This window comes from Frankia sp. AvcI1 (assembly GCF_001420875.1).
Taxonomy (GTDB): Bacteria; Actinomycetota; Actinomycetes; order Frankiales; family Frankiaceae; genus Frankia; species Frankia alni.
This window is the reverse complement of the sequence record NZ_LJFZ01000034.1, coordinates 44,479-67,760: the sequence shown is the minus strand read 5'-3', so window position 1 is coordinate 67,760 and position 23,282 is coordinate 44,479. Positions and strand designations below refer to the sequence as shown.

Sequence of the window (23,282 nt, the reverse complement as noted above, 5' to 3'; positions counted from 1 at the left end):
CTGCGGCCCGGCTCGCACGCGGACCGGATAGTCTGCCGACATTGTTCTCCCGCATGCTGACGGATGTCATACGCAGGCTGTGCGGGACCNNGTACGGCCGTCGAACGNCGATATCGAGCCCGACAACCTCGCCGTCCGCTCGATGGATTCTCGGTGNGCGTACCCATATCGTTCTTTCGGTCGGTTCTTCGCGCCCGGCGGGTCAGGTCGCCGTTGTGGCGGGACTCCCGCGCGACGAGAGGAGACGGACTGTGACCACGGAGGGGAACCTCCTGACCGGCCACGAGGCGGACGGCGGCGTGGATGTGGCCCGCACCCGTCCCGCGCTGCTGGCGATCGAGCCCACGTTCGGCGCCGGCGTGCTGTGCCCGGCCGTCCACGCGGCGCTGGACCGGCTCGACCTCGGGCTCGACGACGTCGCCGTCGTGAATCTGGTGACGCGCGCCGCGCTGCTGGGGGCCGCATCGTCCGACGTGGTGGTGGCGACCTTCTACAACGTCAACCCCCGGCTGGTCGAGAGCGTCATTCCGGCCGTGTGGCGCAAGGCGTCACCCGAGGCCGTCCTCGCGGCGCAACAGGCGGCGTTCGCGCCGGTGCTCGCCGCGGCGCTCGCACCGATCGACCCGGCGGAACTCGGTGAGCTGGCCGAGCTCGCGCGCGCGGCCGGGCAGGCCGCGGCCGCGAACAGGGAGGGCCGTCCGCTGCTCGCCGGGCTCGCGGCGCTGCCGTGGCCGCGCGAGGACCATCTCGTGATCTGGCACGCCGCCAAGGTGCTGCGCGAGCACCGCGGCGACGGGCACATCGCCGGGCTCGTCCTCGAGGGGCTGCGCGGCATCGACGCGCTCGTCATCCACGCCGCCTACGAGGGGTGGCCCGGCGAGCTGCTGCGCGACTCCCGGCGCTGGGACCCACCGGCCTGGGACGCCTCGGTCGCGAGCCTGCGCCGCCGGGGCTGGCTGACCGAGGCCGCGACGCCAGAGGTGACGCCAGAGGTGACGCCGGAGCTGACGGCGGCGGTGACGCCGGAGCTGACGGCGGCGGTGACGCCGGAGCTGACGGCGGAGGGTCGCCGCCGCAGGCGCTGGATCGAGGATCGGACCGACCAACTCGCGGCGCTGGCCTACGCGCCGATCGGCGACGCGGGCATGGATCGCATGATCGAACTCGGCGCCAAGGTCGTGGCCGCCCTCGGCGCCGCCGGCCTCGCCACGCGCCTGCGCCGCCCCGTCGCCAGGTAGCTGCCGACGCTGCCGACGTCGAGCCGGTGGCCGACGCGCAGGCCTTCGTCGACGTCGAGGTTTGACGGCAGTGGGCCCCCGGCTCGGCCCGAAGGTGCCATGCTCGCGCATCGGGGTCTTCGACCAGGAAAGATCCGTAGCCTCGCCGGGAACGTTCGTGGGAGGGAGAGTCGTGAGCCAGGATGAGCGGGTTCGGGCCTGGTTGGAGCGGGAGCTCGACGGCACCGTCGTGGCGTTCGAGNGGCAGGAGCGCTGGCGCGCCGCCTGGTTCGCCGATCTGGCGAGCGACGGGGAGCTGCACCGGTACTACGTGCGCGGCCACCGCGGCGGCAACTTCCGGGAGATGATCACCCTCCGGCAGGAGGCCGACATCAACCGGGTGCTCCACCGGCACGGCGTACCCGTCCCGCGCGTCCACGGGATGATCGACGACCCGCCCGCGATCGTCATGGACCGCCTGCCCGGCCGGGTCAACCTCGCCACCGCGTCCGACGACGCCGAACGCGACGCCGTGCTGGACCAGTACGTCGACGCCATGTGCCGCATGCACGCGATCGACGTGCGCGAGTTCGGCGCGCTCGGGCTGCCCGTGCCGGCCGACAACCGGGCCGCGGCGCTGACCATGTACGCCACCGGCGAGCGCAACTACCGTCGGGCCAAGACCGCGCCCAGCCCGATGATCGAGTTCATGTGGCGGTGGCTGTGCCGCAACGTCCCGACGGGGCGCACGCAGCGGGGGCTCATCCAGGCCGATGCGGCGCAGTTCCTGTTCGACCGGGGCCGGCTGACCGGCCTGATCGACTTCGAGGCCGCCTACATCGGCGACCCGATCGCCGAGTTCGCCGCGATGCGCAGCCGCGACTGCGAGGAGCCGCTCGGCGACATCGGCCGGATCGCGCGGCGCTACGAGGCCGTCACCGGCGAGCGGATCGACCGCGACGCCGTGGAGTTCCACACCGCCGGCTGGTCGCTGATGACCCCGTTCCAGTGGGAGGACTCCGTACGCAACCCAGCGCCCGGCGACAGCTGGCTGGAGTACTTCACCTGGCTCGTCGGCTGTGGCCGGTGGGCGCTCGAGGCCATCGCCGCGGTCGCGGGCGCGCCGCTGCCCCCCGTCGAACCCCCCGCGCAGCGCCGGTCGTCCTACGCGAGCGCCGCCTACACCAACCTGATGGCACTACTCGACGAGTGGCCCACCGCCAGCGCCTTCGAGGGCTTCCGGGCGGACAGCGCCCGGGCGGTGACCCGGTTCGCCGAGCACGTCCACGCCTTCGGCGCCGACCTGGAGAGCGCCGACGTCGAGGAGATCTCCGCGCTGCTCGGCGCCCGCCAGCCGGACCTCGCCACCGCCGAGGCGGCGCTGGAGGAGTTCGTGCTGCGCGCCTCCCCGGACCTCGACGTCCCGCTGGTGCAGTACTTCCACCGCTGGACGCAGCGCCAGCAGTTCCTCATCGCCGGCACGGGTGCCCGGCACGAGAAGCTCATCCACCTCAGTCTGCAACCACTCTCCGGCGACGCCTGGCAGGCCGGGGGCCAGCCCTTACGGAGGTAACGCATGACCGTGCACGTGCACGTGGACGGCGACGGGCCGCCGCTGCTGGCGGAGCTGGCCGCGGTGATGCCCGCCGCGCCGGCGCTCGTGGACCGTCTCGTGGCCGAGTTCGCGCCCACGGCGGCCACGATGGCGACCCCGCAGGCGTACTGGGTCGGGTTCAACGGCTGGCTGACCGACCGGCTGTCCGGACCGATCATGCAGGGCGCCGTCGCCGTCGACGACATCGGCGAGCAGGCCTGGGCGATCCTCGCGTCCAGCTACTGGGGTGGCCTGGAGCTGCGGGAGCACTGGGGGATGCCACCGGTGTTCGAGCGGCTCGGCATCGCCCTGTCACCGCCGTTCGCCGAGGTCGAGCAGGGCATCGTCACGCAGATGGCGCAGCGGCTGGCGGCGTTGCGCGACGGCGGCGAACGCTGCCTGGAGATCCTGCCCTCGATCCTGCGGGAGGACACGCCGTCGGGCCCCGTCCACGGCATCGCCTACAACGCCGGGGTTCAGGTGGTGAAGACCGAGGACCCGCCGATCGGCCAGCGCCGCCCGCACCGCACGCCCCGGCCGGCCGCGGTGCGCATCAACGCACGTCACTTCATGCGGGTCGACTACGACCTGCCGACCCCGAACTATCTGAGGGTCTGGCGCTCGGCGTTCGAGCGGGCCGTCGCCGCCCACCCGGACGCCTACGAGAGGGCGATCGTCGGCGAGGGNGGCCAGGCCGACCTGCGCGACATCTGGGCCCGCGCGGTGGCCTTCGGCAACACCACCTGGGGNGGGGACGCGCAGGATGTCTGGACCGACGCCTACTTCGACGAGACCATCCGCTGGAGCTCGATCCTGACGTTCGGCATGGAGGCGGCGGGCCTGGCCGCGTTCGTCGCGGTGATCAACCAGGACCCCGCGGCGNCCACGGCCGCGGTCCTGTGCAACGCCCTCTACCTGGGTGCCACGCCGGGCTGGCTGATCGGCCTGCTCGACACCGNCGCGACCCTGCCCCGGGTCGTCGGGGGATAGTGCCCGAACCAGGCGGGAGCCGGTTGCGGTGCGTTGTGCGCGGTCGGCGCCACATCGCACACTTCGTACCGCAGTCCTCCCGCGCATGGCGACCAGCCGTCATCGGCGGTGGGCCGCGGTGTCCGACCTCGGGATGCGTGCGGGGCGCGGCGGGGAGACCTACGACATGAGAACCGATGCCGGCGACAGCGGCGATCTCCTCGACGGCCGCGACCCGGCCGAGCCTCCCACCAGCGCCGTTCCTGCCGCCGAGGCCGGTTTCGCCGAGCACTATCCGGCGTTCACCGACCGCTTCCGGGGCAGCGAGGAGGAGATCAGCCGGCGGCTGGAGGTCTACCTGCCCGACGTCGACCGTTTCGTCGCCGGCGGGGGCGTGCTCGATCTCGGTCCCGGGCGCGGTGAGTGGTTGCTGATGCTCGCCGCCCGGGGGGTCGACGCGGTCGGGGTCGACGCCGATCCGACGTTCGCGGCGGCGGCGCGGGCGCGGGGACTGCGCGTCGAGGTCGGGGACATTCTCGACCATCTCCGCACGGTCGGCGACGCCACGCTGGACCTCGTCACCGCCTTCCACGTCGTGGAGCATCTGGCGACCGACGAACTGCTCGCCGTGCTGGCGCAGGCCGGTCGGGCGCTGCGCCCCGGCGGCGGGCTGATCCTGGAGACGCCCGACCCGACGAACCTGGCCATGGGGGCCTGCAACTTCTACCTGGACCCGACCCACCGGCGACCCCTGCCGCCGGCGCTCACCGAGTTCCTGGTCACCACCAGCGGCTTCACCGGTACGGAGATCCGCCGGCTGCACCCCCGCGAGCAGGTCGACCTGTCCACCCTGCGGCTCGACGGCGTCGACGAGGCGACCGCCCGGCTGGTCGGCGCCGCGCTGACCTCGGCGCTGTTCGGGCCCCAGGACTACGCGGTCGTCGCCGTCGCGGCCTGACCGCGGCCCCGGCTCGGCGGTGTTGCGGGGAATGTCACCGGGGCGGGGACGTCACCGAGGAGGGTGCCGGGGAGGTCAGGTGAGCAGGTCGGGCTGCTCCTCGACGATGATCTCGTAGAGGGCGTCGAAGGCCCAGCGGTCCGAGTCGTCGCTGCGTCCCTGACCGGCGGTGAAGCTGGCGGTCTCGTGGTCCAGGATGTGCAGCGGCCCGGCCGCCGCGGCGATGAGCTGGGTCCTGGCGGCCCGCTCGGCGGCGATGTACCGGGCGGCCGCCGACTCCACGCTGGTGCCGACGGTGAGCAGGCCGTGATTGCGCAGGATCGCCAGCTTGTGCGGGCCGAGCGCCGCGGCGATCTTCCGGCCCTCCTCCTCGCTCAACACGACCCCGTTGTACTCCTCGAAAATGACATGTTGCTGGTAGAAGGCACAGGCGTCCTGAGAGATCGGATGCAGCGGCACCGCGAGCGCGGACAGCGCCCGGCCGTACGGCGAGTGGGTGTGCGCGGCGCCGACGACGTCCGGGCGGGCGGCGTGGATCTGCGAGTGGATCGCGAACGCCGCCCTGTTCAACGGCGGCTGCCCCGCCACGATCTCTCCCGCCGCGTTGACCAGCAGCAGATTCGACACCCTGATGCGGCTGAAGTCGAGGCCGGCGCGGTTGACCCAGAAGTGGTCGGTCAGTTCGGGGTCGCGGGCGGTGATGTGNCCGGCCAGGCCCTCGGCGAGACCGAGCTTGGCGAAGATCCGGTACGCCGCCGCGAGCTTCTGCTTACGGTGCAGCCGCTCCTGCTCGACCGTGCGGACCGGCACCGGACGGGGCCATTCCCCGCCCTCGGCGGGGGAGACCCCGGCCCAGGGGCTCCCCTGTCGGCCCTCGGATGGTGCCTTCTGGGATGGCGCCTTCTGGGATGGCGCCTCGTGGGGTGCCGCGGCGCCGGACGCCCCGGTGACCGGGGTCGTCGGGGCCGGGGCATGGGTGGAGAGCGCCATGGGGGTCTGGTCCTTCCATCTCGATGACGGGCGGGAACCGGCCTGACGCGGGCTCACCAGGGCATCGCCGGTGCCAGGAGCGAAGGCGGAGTGAAGGCGGAGTACGGAGAAGGCCCTCCCAGCCGGGAGCACCCGCGTGGCGGGAGGCGCAGGTGTCGGCGGTGCGCCGCCGGAGCAGGTGCGCGCCGCAACTGTGCGGCAGGGTCGAAGCCATTGTCAAGCTTCCCGAGGGGGATGGTGCCCCGCCTCGGCGAGCTGTCAATCCCCAGCCGGGCCCCGGTCCGGTGCCTCCGACGGAGTCCCGTCATGTGGTGTGNGTCACCTTATTTTCCCACTTGACCGATCGACAAATCGGGTTCATGTTGGGGAGGTGTTGACGATCGCCTCTCTGACCAGGCGCGAGCACATCGACCTGCTGCGGGTCACCTCCGCGAGCTGTCCGGCTCGCCGCAGCTGACGCCGACACCCGACGCCCGGTCAGTCCCGCNCCCCGCCCGGTCTGCTCGCCGCGCGCGAGGTTTCGCCAGCGCCACCCGCGGCGCGACGTCCTCGCCGCGTCGAGCCGGTGACGCGCGCTTCGCCTCGTCGACCGTCAGGCACTCCTCCGTACCCGTCCCCTTGGCCGGCCCTCCNTACCCGGCCGTTCGCACCAGCTTTCCGTACCCGGCCGTCTGTACGGGGCCTCCGTACCCGGCCCTCTGCACCGGCCTTGCGCACCCGGCCTCCCGTACTCGGTCGGTCCGCTTCGCACCGGCCTCCCTTCCGCACCAGGCCGTCACCCTGCCTGCGCAACCGCGGAGGTCGGGGCCCGATCGGCTCCGGGCCGGCCGACTCGTGCCCCCTGGCGGCCGGCGTCCTGCCGGTCCGCGCCGTGGCTGCGGCGCAGGCCGCCGGACGGTCGGGAGCCCAGACAGGCGGGAGCCCAACCAACAGACAGGGAGCACGCATGGATCTGCACCTCGCGGGCCGCCGCGCGATCGTCACCGGCGGCAGCCGCGGCATCGGGCGGGCGGTTGCCCGCGCGCTGCTCGCCGAGGGAGTCCAGGTCGTCATCGCGGCCCGGGACGTCGACGTGCTGAAGTCGGCCGCCGCCGAGCTGTCCGCCGCGGGCGGCGCGACGGTGCTGCCGATCGTCACCGACACCGCCAGCGACGCCTCCGTCCAGGCCCTGGTCGAGAGCACCGTCGCCGAACTCGGCGGCGTCGACATCCTGGTCAACAACGCCGCCCGGCCCGGCGGCGCCGGCGGGCCCGGGGGNGTCACCGCCCTGTCCACCGCGGACGCCGCCGCCGACTTCAACGTCAAGGTGCTCGGCTACCTGCGCACCGCGCAGGCGGTCGCGCCGCACTTCGTCGCGCAGGGCTGGGGGCGGATCATCAACATCGGCGGGTTGGCGGCCCGCCAGGTCGGCCTCGCCTCCGGTTCCATCCGCAACGTCGGCGTCGCCGCTCTCACCAAGACCCTGGCCGACGAGCTGGGTCCGCACGGCGTGACCGTCAACGTCGTCCATCCCGGGCTGACCCTGACCGCCGACCACGGCGGGAGCGTCGTGCTGTCCGAGGAGCAGATCCAGGCCGCGGCGACCCGCATCGCCATCGGGCGGGCCGTCACCGCGGACGAGGTCGCCGCGGTCGTCACCTTCCTGGCATCCCCGCTCGCGGTCGCCGTGACCGGCGAGGCGATCGCCGCCGGCGGCGGCACCCTGGGCCCCATCCACTACTGAGCGCCCTCACCGCCCGACCTGCATCACGCCGCCCGACCTGCATCACGCCGCCCGACCTGCATCACGCCGCCCGACCTGCACCACCCCACCCGACCTGCACCACTCGATCGAAGGGACAGACCGTGACCACTGTTGTGGAGGCATCCGTCCAGTCGCCGCTGGCCGTCCGGCCGCTGCAGCCCACCATCGGCGCGGAGATCGCTGGCGTCGATCTCAGCCAGCCCCTCTCGCCGGCCGTGCGCGACGAGATCAGGGCGACCGTGCTGAAGTACAAGGTCGTGTTCTTCCGAAACCAGGAGCTGACCCAGGAAGGGCACGAGAACTTCGCCGGGCAGTTCGGTCCCCTGTACACGCACCCGGGCGCGGCGAAGGCCGACGCCCGCACCACCGCGATCCATCGCATCTCCTCCNCCGACTTCGACAAGGTCGCGAAGGTGCACACCCCGCAGGCCGACGACGACATCTGGGACCCCTACCACACCGACACGAGCTGGCGGCTCGTCCCGACCTGGGGCGCGGTGCTGCGGGCGGTGCAGCTGCCCGAGGTCGGCGGCGACACCATCTGGGTGGACGCGGCGCTGGCGTACCAGGGTCTGTCCGACGAGGTGAAGGAGCGGCTCGACGGCCGCCACGTCACCCACGACTTCCGGGCCGCGCTGCACGCCAGCGGGCATGACTACCCGGTGGTGGCGCATCCGGTCATCCGGATCCACCGGGAGACCGGCGAGAAGATCGCCTGGGTGAACTTCACTCAGCGGCCGACGATCATCGGGCTCGACCGTGCGGAGAGCAAGGAGCTGCTGACCGCGGTCATCGACCAGTACCGCAAGCCGGAGAACCAGGTGCGCTTCACCTGGCGGCCGGGTTCGGTGGCGTTCTGGGACAACCGGGCGGCCGTGCACTACGCGGTCCGCAACTACGGGTCGGCGCCGCGGCTGCTGGAGCGCATCCTCATCGCCGACGAGCCGCTCCACGCCGACCTGTAGCCCGAGGTCCGGACCGGCGGCCGGACCTGTGGCCCAAGGTCCGGACCGGCGGCCGGATCTCGTCCCGGTCGGCGGGGCGGGGCGCCGGCCTCAGCCGTGGTTGGTCAGGCCGCCGTCGACGAGAAGGTCGGCGCCGGTGATGAAGGAGGCGTCGGCGGAGGCGAGGAAGACCGCGGCCCGGGCCACCTCGTCCGGATCCCCGAGGCGGGGGACGAGCGCGTGGCTCAGCAGCGCCTCCCGGGCGCCGGGCAGGGCGAGCTGCTCGGCCGAGCCCGGGGTGTCCATCGCGCCGGGGCTGATGCTGACGGCGCGGATGCCGTAGGGCGCACCCTCGGCCGCGATGACGTGCGTCATCGCGAGGACGGCGGCCTTGGTCGCCGAATGTGCGATTCCGCCCGGGCCACCGCCGTGCCCGGCCACCGACGCCGTGTTGATCACCACGGGTCGTGCGTCCGCGCCGGCACCGGCGCTGGCGGTCAGGTGCGGCCAGGCCGCCTTGGTGACGAGAAAGACGATGCTCAGCTCGTTGCGGATCGAGAAGTCCCACTGCTCGACCGTCATCGCCTCGATGGTGGCGAACACGCACGCCGAGGCGTTGTTCCACAGCACGTCGATGCGACCGTGGGTCCGCACGGCTGCGTCGACCCAGCGCTTGCACGCGGCGTAGTCGCCGAGGTCGACCGGCGCCGTGCCGAGCATCCGACCGCCGGCCGCCGTCACCAGGGCCTCGGTCTCGGCGTTGCCCTCGGCGTTCAGGTCGGCGCCGACGACGGTGGCGCCGGCGGCGGCGAACCGCAGCGCCCCGGCCCGGCCCATGCCGCTGCCGGTACCCGTAATCAGGACGATCTTGCCCTTCAGTGAACCCGCCATCCTAGGCCTCCGTCCCGGCGGCGGACGGGGCGGGCGCGGCGGGCGCGGCGACGACGGTGCGGGCCTGGGCGATCGTCTCGATCCGGCACCGCTGCGCGGCCACGTCGCCGGTGCGGTGGGACGTCACGCGCGCGGTGGCGAAGTACGTGCCCGGCCGGTCGTAGGCGTGCGTGGTCGAGACCGTCAGCTCGGCGGCGGTGCCGTCGATCCCGGCGTGGCGCAACGGGTAGGTGCCGGTGCCGTCGAAGTCCCACTCGACCGCGATGATCCGCCCGGCGCCCGGCGGGACGGCGGCGGTGACCGTCAGGGTCACCGGCTCGCCCACGCCGACGTCGGCCCGGGCCCCGCCGTTCGCCGTGACCGACGCGACCGGCTGGATGCCGCCCCGCTGCGCCGCGCTCGACGGCAGGTGCACGCGGCCGTCGACGAACGTGTAGTGGCTGCCGTTCGGCTCGACGCCGTTCTCCACCCAGTCGATCAGGTCGATCATCGACTGCTCGGTGATGCCGCGGAAGTCGATCAGCCGAGTCGCCGCCACCCGGTTCGGTTCCGGCGGGACCATGCCGTACGGGCCGTGCTCGGCGTACTCGGTCCAANGGATGCGGAAGTTCGCCCGCGCGCCCGCCTCGCCCTGGGCCTGGCGCACGGCCCGGTCGTACAGGGTGCCCCACGCGGGCCAGACCGACGAGTCGTGGGTGTGGTGCAGCCAGAGCACCTTGCCCTCGTACTGGCCCGAGTAGCAGACGCCCATCAGCGAGGACATCCGCGGCACGGGGTGCTGCGGGTAGATCGGCCGGCCGTCGACGAGCAGGTGCGCGAACGCGGGATCGGCCATGACGTGGTGGCGGGCGAAGTAGCAGTAGGCGAGGAACCTGCGGTTGTCGACGAGCACCTCGTCGCCCGGCTCGACCCCGGTGAACCGCAGGACGTTCGCGTCGCCCTGGCCGTCGCAGGCGAAGACGTCCCCGGCGGCGCCGGTGGCGTACAGCGACCGTCCCGCGGCCTTCCCGGTCAGGACCTTCACGCCGGCGCCGACGCGGTAACCGCCCTTGAGCCCCTCGATCTCGACGGCGTAGGGGAACTCGTACGCCTCGCCGCCGGCGCCGACGATCGCCGCCAGGATCCGCATGGTCTGAAACTCGGGTCCGGCGAAGTCGGCCGACTCGTTCAGGTCGCGGGCCGACAGGGTGCGCACGACCCGTCCGGTCTGGTGGATCAGGTCCGCCTCGACCAGCTCGGGGGAGTCGTGACCGACGTAGCCCGGCTTCGTCCAGAAGTTCGCGAAGTAGTCCGGGTCCTCGCGGTGCAGCTCGTCGGCCAGCGAGGTCCACAGCCACATCTGGCCCATCGGCTCGCTGATCATGAACTCGTTGCCGCGGGGGAAGCCCTGCCGGTACAGCGACGCCAGCTCCTCGCGCTCGTGCGTGCCGAGCCCCGCGAACGGGTCGCCGCTGCCGCCCGGCGCCATCCGGTCCGCCAGTGCGATGATCCGGTCGCGACCGAGCAGCCGTTGGACGTTGAACATCTGGCCGAAGGACATGATGCTGCCGGCCTTGACCCGCTCGGTGTTGCCGGGCTCGGCGATCTCACCGCCGCTGGTCGACGGCATGCACCCGTCCCACACGCCGGGCGCGTTCTCCAGGCAGAGCGGGGAACGCCGCCCGCCGCCGCTGCCGCCCCAGACGTAGCTGTGATGAGGGGCGCTGCCGTACACCTGGGCGGCGACGTACTTGGACAGCCGCGCGGCCTCGGCACTGGCCCGGTGGCCGTAGAGCGTCGGATCCTCCCCGGCCTTCGGGTCGTAGTCGTCGCCCTTGTGGCCCTGGTTCGACTCGACCATGTAGCCGCCGAGGCGGGCGCTCATGTCGATGCGTTGGAACATCTCGCCGAGAATGCCGCCGCCGAAGGTGACCGCGTGACCGCCGTTGCCGCCTTCCAGCGGCTGGAACATGCGGCCCGTGTAGTACTCGGCGGGCGGGAGATAGAAGGCGAACTCCGTGTCGGTACCCGCGAAGCCGCCCTNCACGAAACGGTGCGGCGACGGGCGTTCACGCTGCTCGTCCACCTCGATGAACGGCGCCCCGAAGAAGGCGTCGGTGACCTCGTACCCGGACAGATCGATAGCGCCCATGAGACAGCTCCGTCTTCGTCGCCCTCGCGCCTCGCCGGCTGTGGGAGCTGCAGCGTCGCAGAACATCCGCGCACGTGTCAACGCTGTTCACCAGTCCGGGCGGCCGCACTCCCGGCGTACTCCCGGTCGTACTTCGGTTCGAACTCCGGGTCGAACTCCGGGAGGCCGGCTCGGTCGACGGCGTCCCTCCACGTCCACTCCCCGTCCGAGTCCACTCCCTGCCCGACCATGTCCCGTAAGTGCCGGAAGTCCGGTCCGCCGGACAGTCGTGGCGCGCCAGGCGCTACCGTTGCCGCCAGGCCGAGCGTGGCCGATGTTTCCTCGGCCGGCTGGCCGGCCGGCGTTGGGGTGTGGTGGTTGAAGGTCACAGACCGGGGCGGTTCCGGCCCGGGCAGTCGGTCCGGACATCGGTGGCTGGTGGTCGGAGTGGTCGCGGCCGCGATGGTCTTCTCGGCGCTCGGACTGCTGGTCGCCGTCGTCGTGCCGCCCTTTGCCAGCGCTGACGAGGCGCAGCACACCGCGTACGCGCTTGAGGTGGCCGATGGATCGTTGCCCGGGCTGGACACACCCGTGCGCTCCCGCATTCCGGGTATGCCGGGGTTGCCGGCCGGGTGCCGCGTGTCCCCCCGGCAGTTCCGGGCCGCGGTGAACGTGCACGCCGACCACCTGTGCGGGCGGCGGCTGCGGCGGCCGCTGACCAACTTCGACGTCGTCTACACGGCGAACCATCCGCCGCTGTTCTACGCGGTCGAGTCCGTCCCGCTGAAGTCCGGCATCGCCCTGGATCACCCGCTGGCCGGCTTCCGGGCCGCCCGAGGGATCAATGTGGCGCTCGGAGTGACCGCCCTCATCGCGACGGCGGCCCTGGTCCGGGGCGTGCTGCCGGGGCAGCCGGCCGTCGCGGTCGCGGCGGCCGCGATCACCGGGGTCGTCGGCCTGTTCGTGTTCCCGGCCGGGCAGGTCTACAACGACACGATGGCGGTGGCGACCATCACCGGTCTGCTCGCCGTCACCGTCGCGATCGCGCGCCGGGGACCGCGGCCGCGCACGCTGCTGGCGCTCGCGGTGCTCGGCCCGGCCGCCGCGGCCAGCCGGGCGAGCGGAGCGGTGGCGTTGATGGTCGTCGTGCCGGCCGTCGGGGTCGCCGTCGCGGCGCGCACCGCCGGCCGCCCGGTTCGGCGGGCCGGGCGCGGCCTGGCCGTGGCCGGTGGGCTCGCCGCGCTGAGCTTCGCCGCGACCGGCTGGTTCTACCTGCGTAACGTGCGCCGGTACGGCGACCCCACCGCCTTCGGCCGGATCGCCGCCATGCTCCCGATCCGCGGGCCGCGACCGTCGGCGCAGCAGGTGGTGCGCGATCCCGACTGGTGGTGGAACGTCTATCGCGGCCTGTTCGGTCGTGTCTCGCTGCAGACCGGCTACGCCGAGAAGATGGTCGTCGGGTTCGCGATCGTCACCGGTGTGGGCGTGCTCGCCGCGGTGCTCCGGGTCCTGACGGCGCGGATCCGGGCCGCCCGGGCCGCGGACCTCCTGGCTGCGGACGCCCTGGCCGTCAGCGCCAGGTTGTACGGCGGTGGGACGCGGGGGAGCGGGCTGCCGGCTCCGTCCTCGGCTCCGTCGTCGGCTTCGGCTCCGTCGTCGGCTTCGGCTCCGTCGTCGGCTTCGGCCCCGGCCCCGTCTTCGGCTCCGACCCTGGCCCTCGCTCCGGCTCCCGGCCCGCCGGGTGCGCGGCTGGCCGGGGGTGTCGTCTGGATCCTGCTCGCCGCGCACTGCCTGCTCGTCGTCGCGACGCTGGTGGGATACGCGGCCGCCGGTGGCGCGGCGTTCACCCGGTACCTGCTGCCGATGCTGCCGGTGCTCGCGTTCGTCGTCGAACTCAGCTGGCGGGCGCTGCCGCTGGGACGGCGGGGGTTGCCGACGGTCGTGCTCGTCGCCGCGCTCGCCGTGCTGACCGTGACGATGATCGTTCGGGACCTGGCGTGGCGGAACCGCGCGCTCGCGCCCCTGTCGCCGGTGGACCGGCTGCGGACGGCGTGGGCGGCCGGGGCTCCCGGGCCGGCCGATCTCGTCCTGCCCGGCCTGGCGGGATTCGCGCTGGTCGGCGGTCTCCTGCTGGCCGTCGCCCTGTGGAAGCTCGGCGACCCGTCGGTGGAACTCGGCGGCTCGGTGGAACTCGGCGGCAATGTCGGTGGTGATGTCGGCGGTGATGTCGGTGGCAGACCGTGGCGTGCAGCCGAGCACGAGGACCCGCCGGGCGACGTCGCCGGGGTCGGGCGGCAACGCCAGGAGCGCCTGGACGTGAGTATCGGTGGTGGGGCGGCCCAGGTATCCGCGGACCGGTGATGCGGCGCGGCCGGGCTGTGCCCTTCCCGGCCGGCGTCGCACGCCCGGCTCGCGCCGACTCCGGCCGTTACTCCGAGCGTTTGTTGTCTCGCCGCCGGGAAACACCGACGGCATGACCGATGACGGGGGCGCAGGCGATGCGGAACCGATTGCTCGACCGTCCCGGGCACGCCTGCTAAGTCTGCTGCCGTTCCTCGCGGCAGGTATGGCCGCTTCCGTCCTGCGGGCGCTACACAAAGAGGGCACCATCGGCGACTGGTGGTTCCTGGCCGGGTTGGGTATTGNCCTCGTCGCGCTGGTGGCCGGGCTGGTCGTCCTGAAGTTTCCGGAGGGCGTGGTCGTCCGCAACGGGAACCTGACGCTCGTCGACTGGCGGGGGCGGGAGACGACGGTCCCATGCGACGATGTGCGCCTCGCGAGCCTCGTCAGGGTTCAGNAGACTGCCACCTCGGGCCCGCATACCCGCATCATCGTCGAACGCGTGTCATCGGCTCCACCGGTCATGATGATCAGCGCCGCGCTGANTCGCGAGCGCACGCGCAGGCTGTTGGAGCGCAAGGGCCTACCGGTCCGTGTCGTCGCTCGTACCGCCCGAGTGGCCCAGCTCCCGGCGTCCTTTCCCGGTCTGCACCTGGGCCTGAGCGACCGTCGACCGTTCTTGGTCGCCTTTCTTGTCACCGCCGCGATCGCAGTGGTTCTCGTGGCCATTCTGACGCCGCTGGTGGTGTTTCGCTGACTCGGTTCGTCGGCCTGGGCCGGATCGCCGGGAGTCGAGCGCGGCTGGNCCGGGCAGGGTTGCCCGGTTCAGCCTGATCAGATCCGTCCGAGAGGAGACGAGTTCTCCGGCGGAAGCCACGGCCTCGCCGAAAGGTGGTGGTGGCACGCGGGGCTGGCGTCAGGACGACGCAGGCGTGGCGGTTCTCCCGTGCTGGCAGGCGACTTGGTGGTGGCGGCGGGCGGTGGCCGTCGTCTCGCCGACGGCGGTCGCAGGGCGCGGATTGCGCAGAAGGACGTCCTGGGCACGCTTAGCACCACATCGGCACATCGGGGGTGGGCCACTGCCGCCCGCGAGCGATCGTCGCGTACCGTTTTCACCTCCAGCGTGATCGCGACCCGGGGATGGCCCCTTAGGAGCACATGTCTCTCCCGACGTTCACCCGACCGCCGAACTGGCGCTTGCGCGTCCACCCCCGCGTCCACCCGTGGGCGAGCCGGGCTCCGCGCCCGTGACCGACCTGGCCGCCGTCCAGTTGCCCCGGCCCAGAAGCATCGCGAAACACGCGGTGCCGCATCTGGTCGAGGCGACGGTCATCCCCGCGGCGCTTTTCCTGGTCTTTCTGCATCTCGGTGGTCTCACCCTCGCCGCGCTGACGGCCGTGGCCTGGGGCTATGTCGCCCTGGGCCGCCGCGTCGTGCGCCGGCAACGCATCCCCGCCCTGCTGATCCTCTCCTCGGTCGGGCTCACCGTCCGCACGGTGATTGTGATCATCAACGGCAATGCGTTCCTCTACTTCCTGCAGCCGGTGATCGTCGCGGGGGTGATCGGCATGATCTTCCTGTTGTCGGCGTTGACCCCCCGGCCCCTGGTCCACCGGTTGGCCGGCGACTTCTGCCCGCTGCCCGCGGGCGTCACCGAGCGGATCGGTGTGCGCCGGCTGTTCCTCGGCCTGACCCTGCTGTGGGCCGCGGTGAATCTCGGCAACGCCGCCTTCACCTTCTGGCTGCTGGTGTCGCAGTCCACCGCCGTGTTCGTGGCGATCCGCGGGGTCACCGGCACGGCCGTGACCGCGACCGCCGTGGCGATCACCGTCGCCTGGTCGTGGCGCGTCGCCCGGCTGGAGGGCCTGCGCGCCCCCCGCTCCCGCCTGGCCTGAGCCCTCCCGACCGCCGCCCCCGACCGGTGTCCGCGCCTCCCGCGCAGGCGAGGGAGGGGGTGGGGGTCGGGGCGCCGAGAAGAAATCCCTGGCCGTAGGGGATGTGCACGTCGAGAGCGGTGTGCAGCTCGGCGGGGGTCTGGATGCCCTCCGCGATGACGCAGCCGCCGAACTCCCTACTGATCATGACGAGGGCGGCGGCGGTCGCCCGGCGGGCCGGGTCGGCGTCCATCCCGTGGGTGACCAGATAGTCGAGCTTCACGATGTCCGGATGCAGCTCGATGAGCTGCTCCAGCCCCGCGTAGCCGGTCCCGGTGTCGTCGGCGGCGATCCGCACGCCGCGTGCGCGCAGGTCCCGTACGGCGCGCAGGACCTCGGCGTCGTCGCAGAAGTACTCGTGCTCGGTGATCTCGACGACCAGGCGCCGGCAGGTCTGCTCCTCGTGGAGGACGTCGAGCAGCCCGGAGGTGATGGTGGCCGGCGAGGCGTTGACCGTGAGGCAGACGCCGGCGGGCAGCTGGGGCAGCACGCGCAGCGCCCGCCGGATCGCGGCCAGCTCCAGTTCGGCGCTCAGGCCGATCGTCATGGCGTCGAAGTACCAGCTCGACGGGCCTCGAGGCGGCCTGCGGGGCTCGTGGGGTAGCCCGGGCTCATGGGGGAATCGGGACAGCGCCTCCACCGCGGCGGTGCGACCGGTTGTCAGGTCCACGATGGGCTGGTAGACGATCTTCGGGCCGCCGGCGTCGATCATCTCGCTGATGCTGGACCAGACCCGGCTGCGTGCCTCCCAGATCCGGTGCAGGTCGATGACGGCGTCGCTGAGGTACTCGGCGGCCAGCCCCAGGAAGCGGCTGTCGCGCTCCCGCAGGTACGGCCGCGGCTCACGGCTGATGCAGCCGAGCACTCCGAACACCTTGCCCTTGGTGTCGGTCACCACCGTCGCCGCATAGCACCCGATGCCCAGCCTCGTCACGAGCGGCGTGTCGACCAGGAAGGGATCCCGTCCGGTGTCGGGAATCACCTTCGGCAGCGTGCCGGCCAGCAGGCTGCGGTAGAACCGGGGATCGGGGCGGACCCTGGCCCCCGTTGCCAGCCCGAACTGTCCGCCTGGTCCGTTGAGCACCTGGATGACCAGATCGTCGCCGTCCGCCCGAGCGAGATAGGCGAGATCCATCCGCAGGTGACGGCGCAGTATCCCGAGCAGTTCCATGACCGTCGTGTCCGGTTCGGTCCCGTCCGAGAAGGGTCCGTCCGAGAAGGTCCCGTCCGAGGAGGGTCCGGACGAGGAGGTCCCGGACGAGGAGGTCCCGGACGAGGCGGTCGCAGACGGGGCGGGCCCGTCCGAGGAGGGTCCGGAGGCGGATTCCGCCCGTGCCATCGCCCCTCACCCCCAGCCGTCACGCGATTGGTGCCTGCCTCCGCCGTGCCCCCCGTAACCGGTCGTACACCAACATGTACGTTCCGCCTGCGATCCCGCCTGTGATCCCGGCCGTGAACCGGCTGTGTCCGGCGGAGCGGAGGTCCGGCGTCGTCCGATGGCCTCAGCGAGGCGCGGGGTCGGCGGTGGGCTCGACCCGCACCGTGGTGCGCAGCGGGGTCTCGACGATGAGCAGGATGACGACCGCGGCCACGACGACGAGCGGAATCGCGCTCAGGAAGGCCTCGGGAACCGCCGTACCGTAGGCGTGGCGGACGACGGAGGCCACCGGAGGGCCGAGCGCGTCAAGATCCGGGATGTCCCGGCCGTCTCCCAGGGCGTCCACGGGTAGGCCGTCGGCCGCCAGCCCGGCGGCGGTCAGGTCGGTGATCCGGTGCGCGATCAGTGCGCCGAGGACGGCGACGCCGGTCGTTCCGCCGAGGCTGCGGATGAACTGCACGGTCGCGCTCGCGGCCCCGAGATCGGCCAGCGGGGCGGTGTTCTGGGCGATCACGATGACGTTCTGCTGGACCAGACCCAGGCCGAGGCCGACCGGCACCATGGCGAGCCCGACGAGCACCGGCGTCGTCGTCGGGCCGACCAGCCCGAGCAGCAGCAGGCCGGCGAGCACGAGCCCGCAGCCGAGGACGAGGAAGCGCTTCCAGCGCCCGGATCGCGAGATCACCCGGCCCACGTGGAGCGAGGCGTAGGCCATCGCGCCGACCAGGGGAACCGCGAGCAGCCCGGAGATCACCGGGGATCGGCCCTGCCCGAGCTGGAAGTACTGGCTGAGCATGACCGGGGTCGAGAACATCACGGTCCCGATGCAGAAGGCCGCGACCACGCAGAGCACGAGGGTGCGGTCGCGGAACAGGCGGGGTGGGATCATCGGCTCGCGGACCCGGAACTCCACCGCCACCGCGACAGCCAGCAGGAGCACGCCGCCGCCGACCAGCCAGCCGGTCTGCGCCGAGGCCCAGCCGAAGGCGCCCCCGGCCAGCGAGACCCAGATCAGCAGGCAGCACGCGCCGCCGGAGATCAGCAGGGCGCCGGCGTAGTCGATGGAGACCTCGCGGGTACCGACGGGCAGCCGCAGCGTGCGCTGGATCAGCACACCGGCGAGCGCCGCGATCGGCAGGCTCAGNTAGAAGCACCAGCGCCAGCCCAGCCAGGGGGCGTCGACGACGAGTCCGCCGACGAGGGGCCCGGTGACCGTGGCCACCGCGAAGGTCGCCCCCACGTAGCCGTTGTACCTGCCCCGGTCCCGGGCCGGGATGATCGCGCCCATCGCCACCTGGACCAGGGCGGACATCCCGCCGCCGCCGACGCCCTGGACGAACCGGCAGGCGATCAGCATTCCGGGTGAGCCGGCCAGCCCGGCGAGCACGGAGCCGAGGACGAACACGCCGAGCGCCGACTGGACCAGCCGCTTCTTGTCGACCAGGTCCGCGAGCTTGCCCCAGATCGGCATGCTGGCCGTCATCGCGAGCAGGTGGGCGGTGACCACCCAGGTATAGCCGGTGGCGCTGCCGTGCAGGTCGGCCATGATGGTCGGCAGCGCGTTCGTCACGATCGTGGTCGACAGCATCGAGACGAACAGCCCGACCAGCAGACCGGAGATGGCGCGCATCGTCCGCCGGTGGGCCGCGGCGGCGGTGTCGGCGGGGGCTGTGTCGGTGTCGGTGTCGGTGTCGGTGTCGGTGGCAGTGGCAGTGGCAGCGGTGTCGGTGGCGGTCGGGGAGAAAGGTCTCCGCCCGGCATCGTCCTCGTCTCGTGTCGTGGTCGTCGCCGTGGAGACTCACCCCTCGCCTGACACCGGCCCCTCGCCTGACACCGGCCCGCCCGGATGTGGCCGGTACACATCAAAACATGGCAATGGCGGGAAAGCGGGAAGTCTCGACGGCGGCATTGACGCCGTGGTCTGCGCCGTCCCGGGGATCATTGGGCGTAGGCGGATCCTGGTGGTCGAGGACGATCTTCGGCTGGCGGAAGTGCTGTATTCAGGCCTGCGGGCCGAAGGCTTCGACGTCGACGTCGTCCATGANGGTCTCGAGGGGTACTGGCAGGCCAGGGAAGGTGCCCATGACGTCGTCGTCCTCGACATCCTGCTTCCGTCGATGACCGGCTACGCGGTCGCCGCCCGGTTGCGTGCGGAGAAGGTCTGGACGCCGTTGCTGATGCTGACCGCGAAGGACGGCGACTACGACGAGGCGGACGGTCTGGACGCCGGCGCGGACGACTACCTGCGCAAACCGTTTTCCTTTGTGGTGCTGACGGCCCGGCTACGAGCGCTGGCCCGCCGGGGTGCCAGCCCCCGCCCGCGGCTGCTGAGCCACGGCGGCCTGGTGCTGGACCCGGAGTCGGGCGACTGCTCCGTCGGCGCTGCGCCGGTGTCGCTGCAGCCGCGCGAGCGGGCGCTGCTCGAGGTTCTGCTGCGCAACCCCGGCCGAGTGCTGTCGAAGGACCGCCTGCTGGCCGCGGTGTGGGGTCTGGACGGCGGGGGGGAGGGCAATCTTGTCGAGGTCTACGTGTCGAGCCTGCGGCGCAAGATCGGCAGCGACCGGATCGCCACCGTGCGGGGCCTCGGGTATCGCCTGCTGGACCCCGATGCCTAGGTTCCTGCGCTCCCTGCGCGTGCGCCTGACCCTGACAGTCACGCTCGCGGTCGGCCTGACGTTGGCGGCTGCCTCCGTCCTGTTCGTCATCGCCATGTCCCGGACGCTGTTCGGACGAGCCGAGGCCGCCGCGAGCGCCGAGGTGGACCGGGTGGCGCAGGCCCTGGTCCGCGGCGAGCCGATCATCGACCGTCCCGGCGTCCCCGCCGGCTACATCACGGCGATCCAGGTCCGCGACGACGCGGGCCGGGTGATAGCGGTCCTGCCCGCGGCGTCGCCGGGTGCGACCTCGGCGCGGCCCGTCCCGTCGGCGCGCCCGTCGCTCCAGCCGGGTAGCGCGCCCCAGCCGGGTGTTGTGCCGAGGCAGCCACCGCCCCGAGACCTGCGGGTCGCCTCGCGGACGGTGATGACGCCGCAGGGCCGACGGACGGTGATCGCCGTGTCCCGGCTGGGCCAGATCTCGCAGAGCATCACCCTCGTCGAGCGGTCGCTGGAGCTGGCCGCGCCCCTGCTCACGCTGGTCGTGGGGCTGCTGACCTGGTTCGCGGTGGACCGGTCGCTGCGGCCGATCGAGGCGCTCAGGGTACGCACGGAGGCAATCAGCCATTCGACGCTGGGTGAACGCCTGCCGGAGCCGACGACGGGCGACGAGGTGGAGCGCCTCGCGCGCACCCTCAACGAGATGCTCGACCGCCTGGACGCGGGCGCCCGGGTGCAACGCGAGTTCCTCTCCGACGCCTCCCACGAGCTGCGCACCCCGCTTGCCGCGATGCGCGCGGAGCTGGAGGTCTCGCTGACCCACCGCGGCGCGGCCGACTGGCGCGCCGTCGCCGGCCGCCTGCACACCGACACCCGGCGCCTGGAACGCCTGACCGGCGACCTGCTCGTCCTCGCCCGATCCGAGGACCTGACGGTGACCCGGCCCGTCGAGACGCTGCGGTTCGACGAGGTCGTGGCGGGCGAGCTGCCGACCGTCAGCCACGTCGAGCTGACCGTGTCCCTCGAACCCGTCGAGGTCCTCGGGGTCGCGGCGGAGCTCGCCCGCCTGGCCCGCAACCTGCTCGACAACGCTGACCGCCACGCCGTCGCGACCGTGGCCGTGCGGCTCGGTACGCAGGGGGACCGGGTGGTCCTCACCGTCGACGACGACGGCCCCGGCGTCCCCCCGAGCAGCGGGAGCGGGTGTTCGACCGCTTCTTCCGGCTGGACGTCGGCCGGGACCGGTCGAGTGGCGGGGTCGGCCTGGGCCTGGCGATGACCCGGAGCATCGCCCGCCGCCACGGGGGCGACGTCGTCGTGCGGACGGCTCTCCTCGGCGGTGCTCGCTTCGAGGTTCGCCTGCCGCTGCCGGGGGCGATCACCGACTGACCGCCCGGCCGCCGGCGTGCGCGGGCCGCTGGCCTGGGCTCTCAGCTTCCTCTCAGGTGAGCTCAGCTGCGTCGCAGGTTCGTGGGTCACGGTTGGCGCCAGACAGTGACTGGAACCGGACTCTCGGAGGCGATCGCCGATGACACGACTCATGAACGGACGTCTGCTCCTCCTGCTCCTCCCGCTGCTGGCGCTGGTCGCCTNCTCGGGCAGCGGCGACGACGCCGGCGGGAATCCGGTGGCGGCGGCCTCGGCGGCGCCGGGTTCGGCGGCGAGCCCGACCGGCGATCCGATGCTGTCCTACGCCCAGTGCATGCGGGACAAAGGAGTCCAGGTACCGGATCCGCAGCCGAGCAATCCCGCGTCGCTGTACCAGGGCGTCGACACCTCGTCGGTCGCGTTCCAGACGGCCGACAAGGCGTGCGCCGGGATTCTGGCGGGCGTGGTGCAGGAGCGCGGGAAGCAGGATCCCGACCAGCTCGCCCAGAAGAACGACGAACTGCTCGCGCTGGCCGGCTGCCTGCGCAGCAACGGGATCAACGTCGCGCCGCCTGATCACACGGGTTGAGTGGGACCCGCTCCGTTGTGGGTCGGCGCGTCGTTCGCCGTCGACGGCCGGCGGAGCCTGCCACGTGCGCCCAGGGGTTCCGCGCTTCCCACGATGTCCCTCGCCTCGGTGGTGCGCACCGCGCCGGCGGCGGTGGTGTCAGTGGTGTCGGCGGCAGTGGGGGCACTGGTGGCCGTGGGGGTGCTGGTGGCCGTGGGGGTGTTGGTGGCGGAGACGTTGGCGGCGGAGGTGTTGGCGTGGTCGAAGAAGCGCAGCAGTTCGACCGGGAACGGCATGACGAGGGTGCTGTTCTTCTCCGCCGCGACGTCGANGACCGTCTGCAGGAGCCGCAGTTGCAGTGCCCCGGGAGTGGCGGCCATCGCCTCGGCGGCATCGGACAGCCTGCGGGACGCCTGGAACTCGCCGTCGGCGGCGATGACCCGGNCACGCCGCTCACGTTCCGCCTCGGCCTGGCGCGACATCGACCTCTTCATCGAGTCGGGCAGGGCGATGTCCTTGACCTCGACCCGCTCGATCCGCAGCCCCCACGGCTCCTCGGTGGGGGCGTCGATGACGCTCTTGAGCTGCAGGTTGATCTGCTCGCGGTCCGACAGCAGGGTGTCGAGATCGGCGCGGCCGATGACCGACCGCAGGGAGGTCTGGGCGACCTGCGACACCGCATTGCGATAGTCCCGGACGTTGACGATCGCCTTCATCGGATCGATCACCCGGAAATAGACCACCGCGTCCACCGTCAGCGTGACGTTGTCCCGGGTGATTNCGCCCTGGGCGGGAACACCGAGGACCTCGGTGCGCATGGGGACCTTCACCATGCGGTCCGCACCCGGAAGGATCATGTTCAGGCCGGGGCCACGCACCGCCGGCAGCGCCCGGCCGAACCGGAACACGATGCCCTTTTCGTACTGCTCCACCCGGNGCACACTCGCCGCCAGAAAAACCAGGACCACGACTACCACCGCCACCAGCACGGCGATCAGAACACCCATGACAGCCTCATTGCCTCGCCGGTGTGGCAGGCACCTCGAAAGGGTGGGATGTCGTCGTCCCGGTCACTGCCGACTCTACGCTCCGATCGGCACCCTTCGGGACGTCCCGACGGTGCCGTCAGGTGGTCGTCGGGCCGGGCGGCGCGTAACGGGCCTGGAGTTGGGTCAGGGTCGCCTCGATGCCGGCCGCGTTGGCCTTCGGCGCGCGGATGAGGTCGTAGTAGCGAATGGTGGCCTTGATGCGTCCCATTCCGCTGTAGTCGAAGGTTTCGGTGACGCGGGTGGATCCGTTCGATTCCGGGCTGAACTGCCAGCGCCACCGGTGGCCGACCGGGTGCCGCCATTCGATGAGGCGGTCCTCCTCGAACGCCGTGACCCTGCTGGTGATCCGGTAGGGCAGGCCGAAGGCCTTCATGTTCACCGAGAAGGTCGCCCCCGCGGCCAGCCGCGGCGGCCCGGAGACGGTCGCCCGCACCGTGCCGGAGCCGTCGAGCTCGCGGTGCCGGCGCGGGTCGGCCACGATGGCGAACAGGTCGCTCACCGGCGCGGCCACCAGGACCGACCGGCTGATCTGGTGCGGTCCGGTGTCTATGACGGACACGGTCATGACGTCGTCCTCGTCGTTCGTGGGGCTCTCGTCGCTCGTGGGGCCCTGGTCGCTCGTGGGGCTCTCGTC

15 protein-coding genes and 8 pseudogenes are annotated in these 23,282 nt (G+C 72.3%); 13 read left to right on the top strand and 10 right to left on the bottom strand.

Annotation, left to right across the window (positions count from 1 at the left end; genetic code table 11):
* The first annotated feature begins 251 nt into the window (after positions 1–251).
* The 3 genes from UK94_RS26840 (at position 252) to UK94_RS26825 (ending at position 4,738) form a co-directional block, all read left to right on the top strand.
* On the top strand, positions 252–1,238 hold the full coding sequence (locus tag UK94_RS26840; RefSeq protein ID WP_055752025.1) for a hypothetical protein: 987 nt from the start codon (positions 252–254) through the stop codon (positions 1,236–1,238).
* A gap of 310 nt (positions 1,239–1,548) precedes the next feature.
* Positions 1,549–2,790 (top strand): phosphotransferase, encoded by a 1,242-nt coding sequence (locus tag UK94_RS26835; protein ID WP_268761667.1) that lies wholly within the window; start codon positions 1,549–1,551, stop codon positions 2,788–2,790.
* Positions 2,791–3,967: 1,177 nt separating this feature from the next.
* Positions 3,968–4,738, top strand: a complete 771-nt coding sequence (locus UK94_RS26825) for a class I SAM-dependent methyltransferase (protein ID WP_157734459.1) — start codon at positions 3,968–3,970, stop codon at positions 4,736–4,738.
* Between the two features lie 75 nt (positions 4,739–4,813).
* Here the strand turns inward: UK94_RS26825 and UK94_RS26820 are convergent.
* Together UK94_RS26820 and UK94_RS66690 are read right to left on the bottom strand one after the other, a co-directional pair.
* A pseudogene (locus UK94_RS26820) lies at positions 4,814–5,443 on the bottom strand (class II aldolase/adducin family protein); the annotation flags it as partial.
* Position 5,444: 1 nt separating this feature from the next.
* Positions 5,445–5,728 (bottom strand): annotated as a pseudogene (locus tag UK94_RS66690) (class II aldolase/adducin family protein); the annotation flags it as partial.
* 946 nt (positions 5,729–6,674) lie between these two features.
* Between UK94_RS66690 and UK94_RS66685 the strand changes: the two are divergent.
* The 4 genes and pseudogenes from UK94_RS66685 to UK94_RS26810 all read left to right on the top strand — a co-directional run.
* Positions 6,675–6,985 (top strand): annotated as a pseudogene (locus tag UK94_RS66685) (SDR family NAD(P)-dependent oxidoreductase); the annotation flags it as partial.
* A gap of 1 nt (position 6,986) precedes the next feature.
* Positions 6,987–7,451 (top strand): SDR family oxidoreductase (locus UK94_RS66680; protein ID WP_235490055.1); only part of this gene is annotated, 465 nt, incomplete at its 5' end.
* A 122-nt stretch (positions 7,452–7,573) separates the two neighbouring features.
* A pseudogene (locus UK94_RS66675) lies at positions 7,574–7,861 on the top strand (TauD/TfdA family dioxygenase); the annotation flags it as partial.
* A gap of 1 nt (position 7,862) precedes the next feature.
* Positions 7,863–8,437, top strand: a 575-nt coding sequence (locus tag UK94_RS26810) for a TauD/TfdA family dioxygenase (RefSeq protein ID WP_235490052.1), incomplete at its 5' end; no start/stop codon positions are given.
* A gap of 90 nt (positions 8,438–8,527) precedes the next feature.
* On the opposite strand, the gene UK94_RS26805 is transcribed toward UK94_RS26810, so the two are convergent.
* Positions 8,528–9,307, bottom strand: coding sequence for an SDR family oxidoreductase (locus UK94_RS26805; protein ID WP_011605187.1), 780 nt, complete (start codon positions 9,305–9,307; stop codon positions 8,528–8,530).
* A gap of 597 nt (positions 9,308–9,904) precedes the next feature.
* A pseudogene (locus UK94_RS66670) lies at positions 9,905–11,329 on the bottom strand (tannase/feruloyl esterase family alpha/beta hydrolase); the annotation flags it as partial.
* 526 nt (positions 11,330–11,855) lie between these two features.
* Between UK94_RS66670 and UK94_RS26795 the strand changes: the two are divergent.
* Together UK94_RS26795 and UK94_RS26785 are read left to right on the top strand one after the other, a co-directional pair.
* Positions 11,856–13,778, top strand: coding sequence for a hypothetical protein (locus UK94_RS26795; RefSeq protein WP_235490050.1), 1,923 nt, complete (start codon positions 11,856–11,858; stop codon positions 13,776–13,778).
* Positions 13,779–15,004: 1,226 nt separating this feature from the next.
* Positions 15,005–15,652 carry a VC0807 family protein gene (locus UK94_RS26785; RefSeq protein ID WP_041940691.1) on the top strand — a complete coding sequence of 216 codons (648 nt, stop codon included), beginning with the start codon at positions 15,005–15,007 and terminating at the stop codon, positions 15,650–15,652.
* On the opposite strand, the gene UK94_RS26780 is transcribed toward UK94_RS26785, so the two are convergent.
* From UK94_RS26780 to UK94_RS66665, 3 genes are all read right to left on the bottom strand, one after another.
* A complete protein-coding gene (locus UK94_RS26780) occupies positions 15,582–16,862 on the bottom strand; it encodes an EAL domain-containing protein (protein WP_011605181.1) in 1,281 nt (426 codons plus the stop codon). The two genes, UK94_RS26785 and UK94_RS26780, sit on opposite strands and share 71 nt — an antisense overlap.
* A 331-nt stretch (positions 16,863–17,193) precedes the next feature.
* Positions 17,194–18,213, bottom strand: a complete 1,020-nt coding sequence (locus UK94_RS26770; protein ID WP_313949600.1) for an MFS transporter — start codon at positions 18,211–18,213, stop codon at positions 17,194–17,196.
* Between the two features lies 1 nt (position 18,214).
* A partial coding sequence (locus UK94_RS66665) for an MFS transporter (RefSeq protein ID WP_235490047.1) occupies positions 18,215–18,699 on the bottom strand: 485 nt, incomplete at its 3' end.
* Here UK94_RS66665 and UK94_RS76545 point away from each other — a divergent pair.
* The 4 genes and pseudogenes from UK94_RS76545 to UK94_RS66655 form a co-directional block, all read left to right on the top strand.
* Positions 18,614–19,113: pseudogene (locus UK94_RS76545) on the top strand (hypothetical protein); the annotation flags it as partial. The gene UK94_RS66665 and the pseudogene UK94_RS76545 overlap by 86 nt on opposite strands.
* Before the next feature lies 1 nt (position 19,114).
* Positions 19,115–19,684 (top strand): response regulator transcription factor (locus UK94_RS26765; protein ID WP_235490045.1); only part of this gene is annotated, 570 nt, incomplete at its 5' end.
* On the top strand, positions 19,677–20,942 hold the full coding sequence (locus UK94_RS26760) for a HAMP domain-containing sensor histidine kinase (protein WP_235490043.1): 1,266 nt from the start codon (positions 19,677–19,679) through the stop codon (positions 20,940–20,942). The genes UK94_RS26765 and UK94_RS26760, both read left to right, overlap by 8 nt.
* Positions 20,867–21,052: an ATP-binding protein gene (locus UK94_RS66655; RefSeq protein ID WP_235490041.1), complete on the top strand. Its 186-nt coding sequence runs from the start codon at positions 20,867–20,869 to the stop codon at positions 21,050–21,052. The genes UK94_RS26760 and UK94_RS66655 overlap by 76 nt, the downstream gene beginning before the upstream one ends.
* Positions 21,053–22,044: 992 nt before the next feature.
* On the opposite strand, the pseudogene UK94_RS66650 reads toward UK94_RS66655, so the two are convergent.
* From UK94_RS66650 to UK94_RS26745, 3 genes and pseudogenes are all read right to left on the bottom strand, one after another.
* Positions 22,045–22,379: pseudogene (locus UK94_RS66650) on the bottom strand (SPFH domain-containing protein); the annotation flags it as partial.
* A 1-nt stretch (position 22,380) separates the two neighbouring features.
* Positions 22,381–22,531, bottom strand: a pseudogene (locus UK94_RS75170) (slipin family protein); the annotation flags it as partial.
* A gap of 193 nt (positions 22,532–22,724) precedes the next feature.
* Complete coding sequence (locus tag UK94_RS26745; RefSeq protein WP_011605174.1) at positions 22,725–23,213, bottom strand: SRPBCC family protein; 489 nt, start codon at positions 23,211–23,213, stop codon at positions 22,725–22,727.
* Positions 23,214–23,282: the final 69 nt, after the last annotated feature.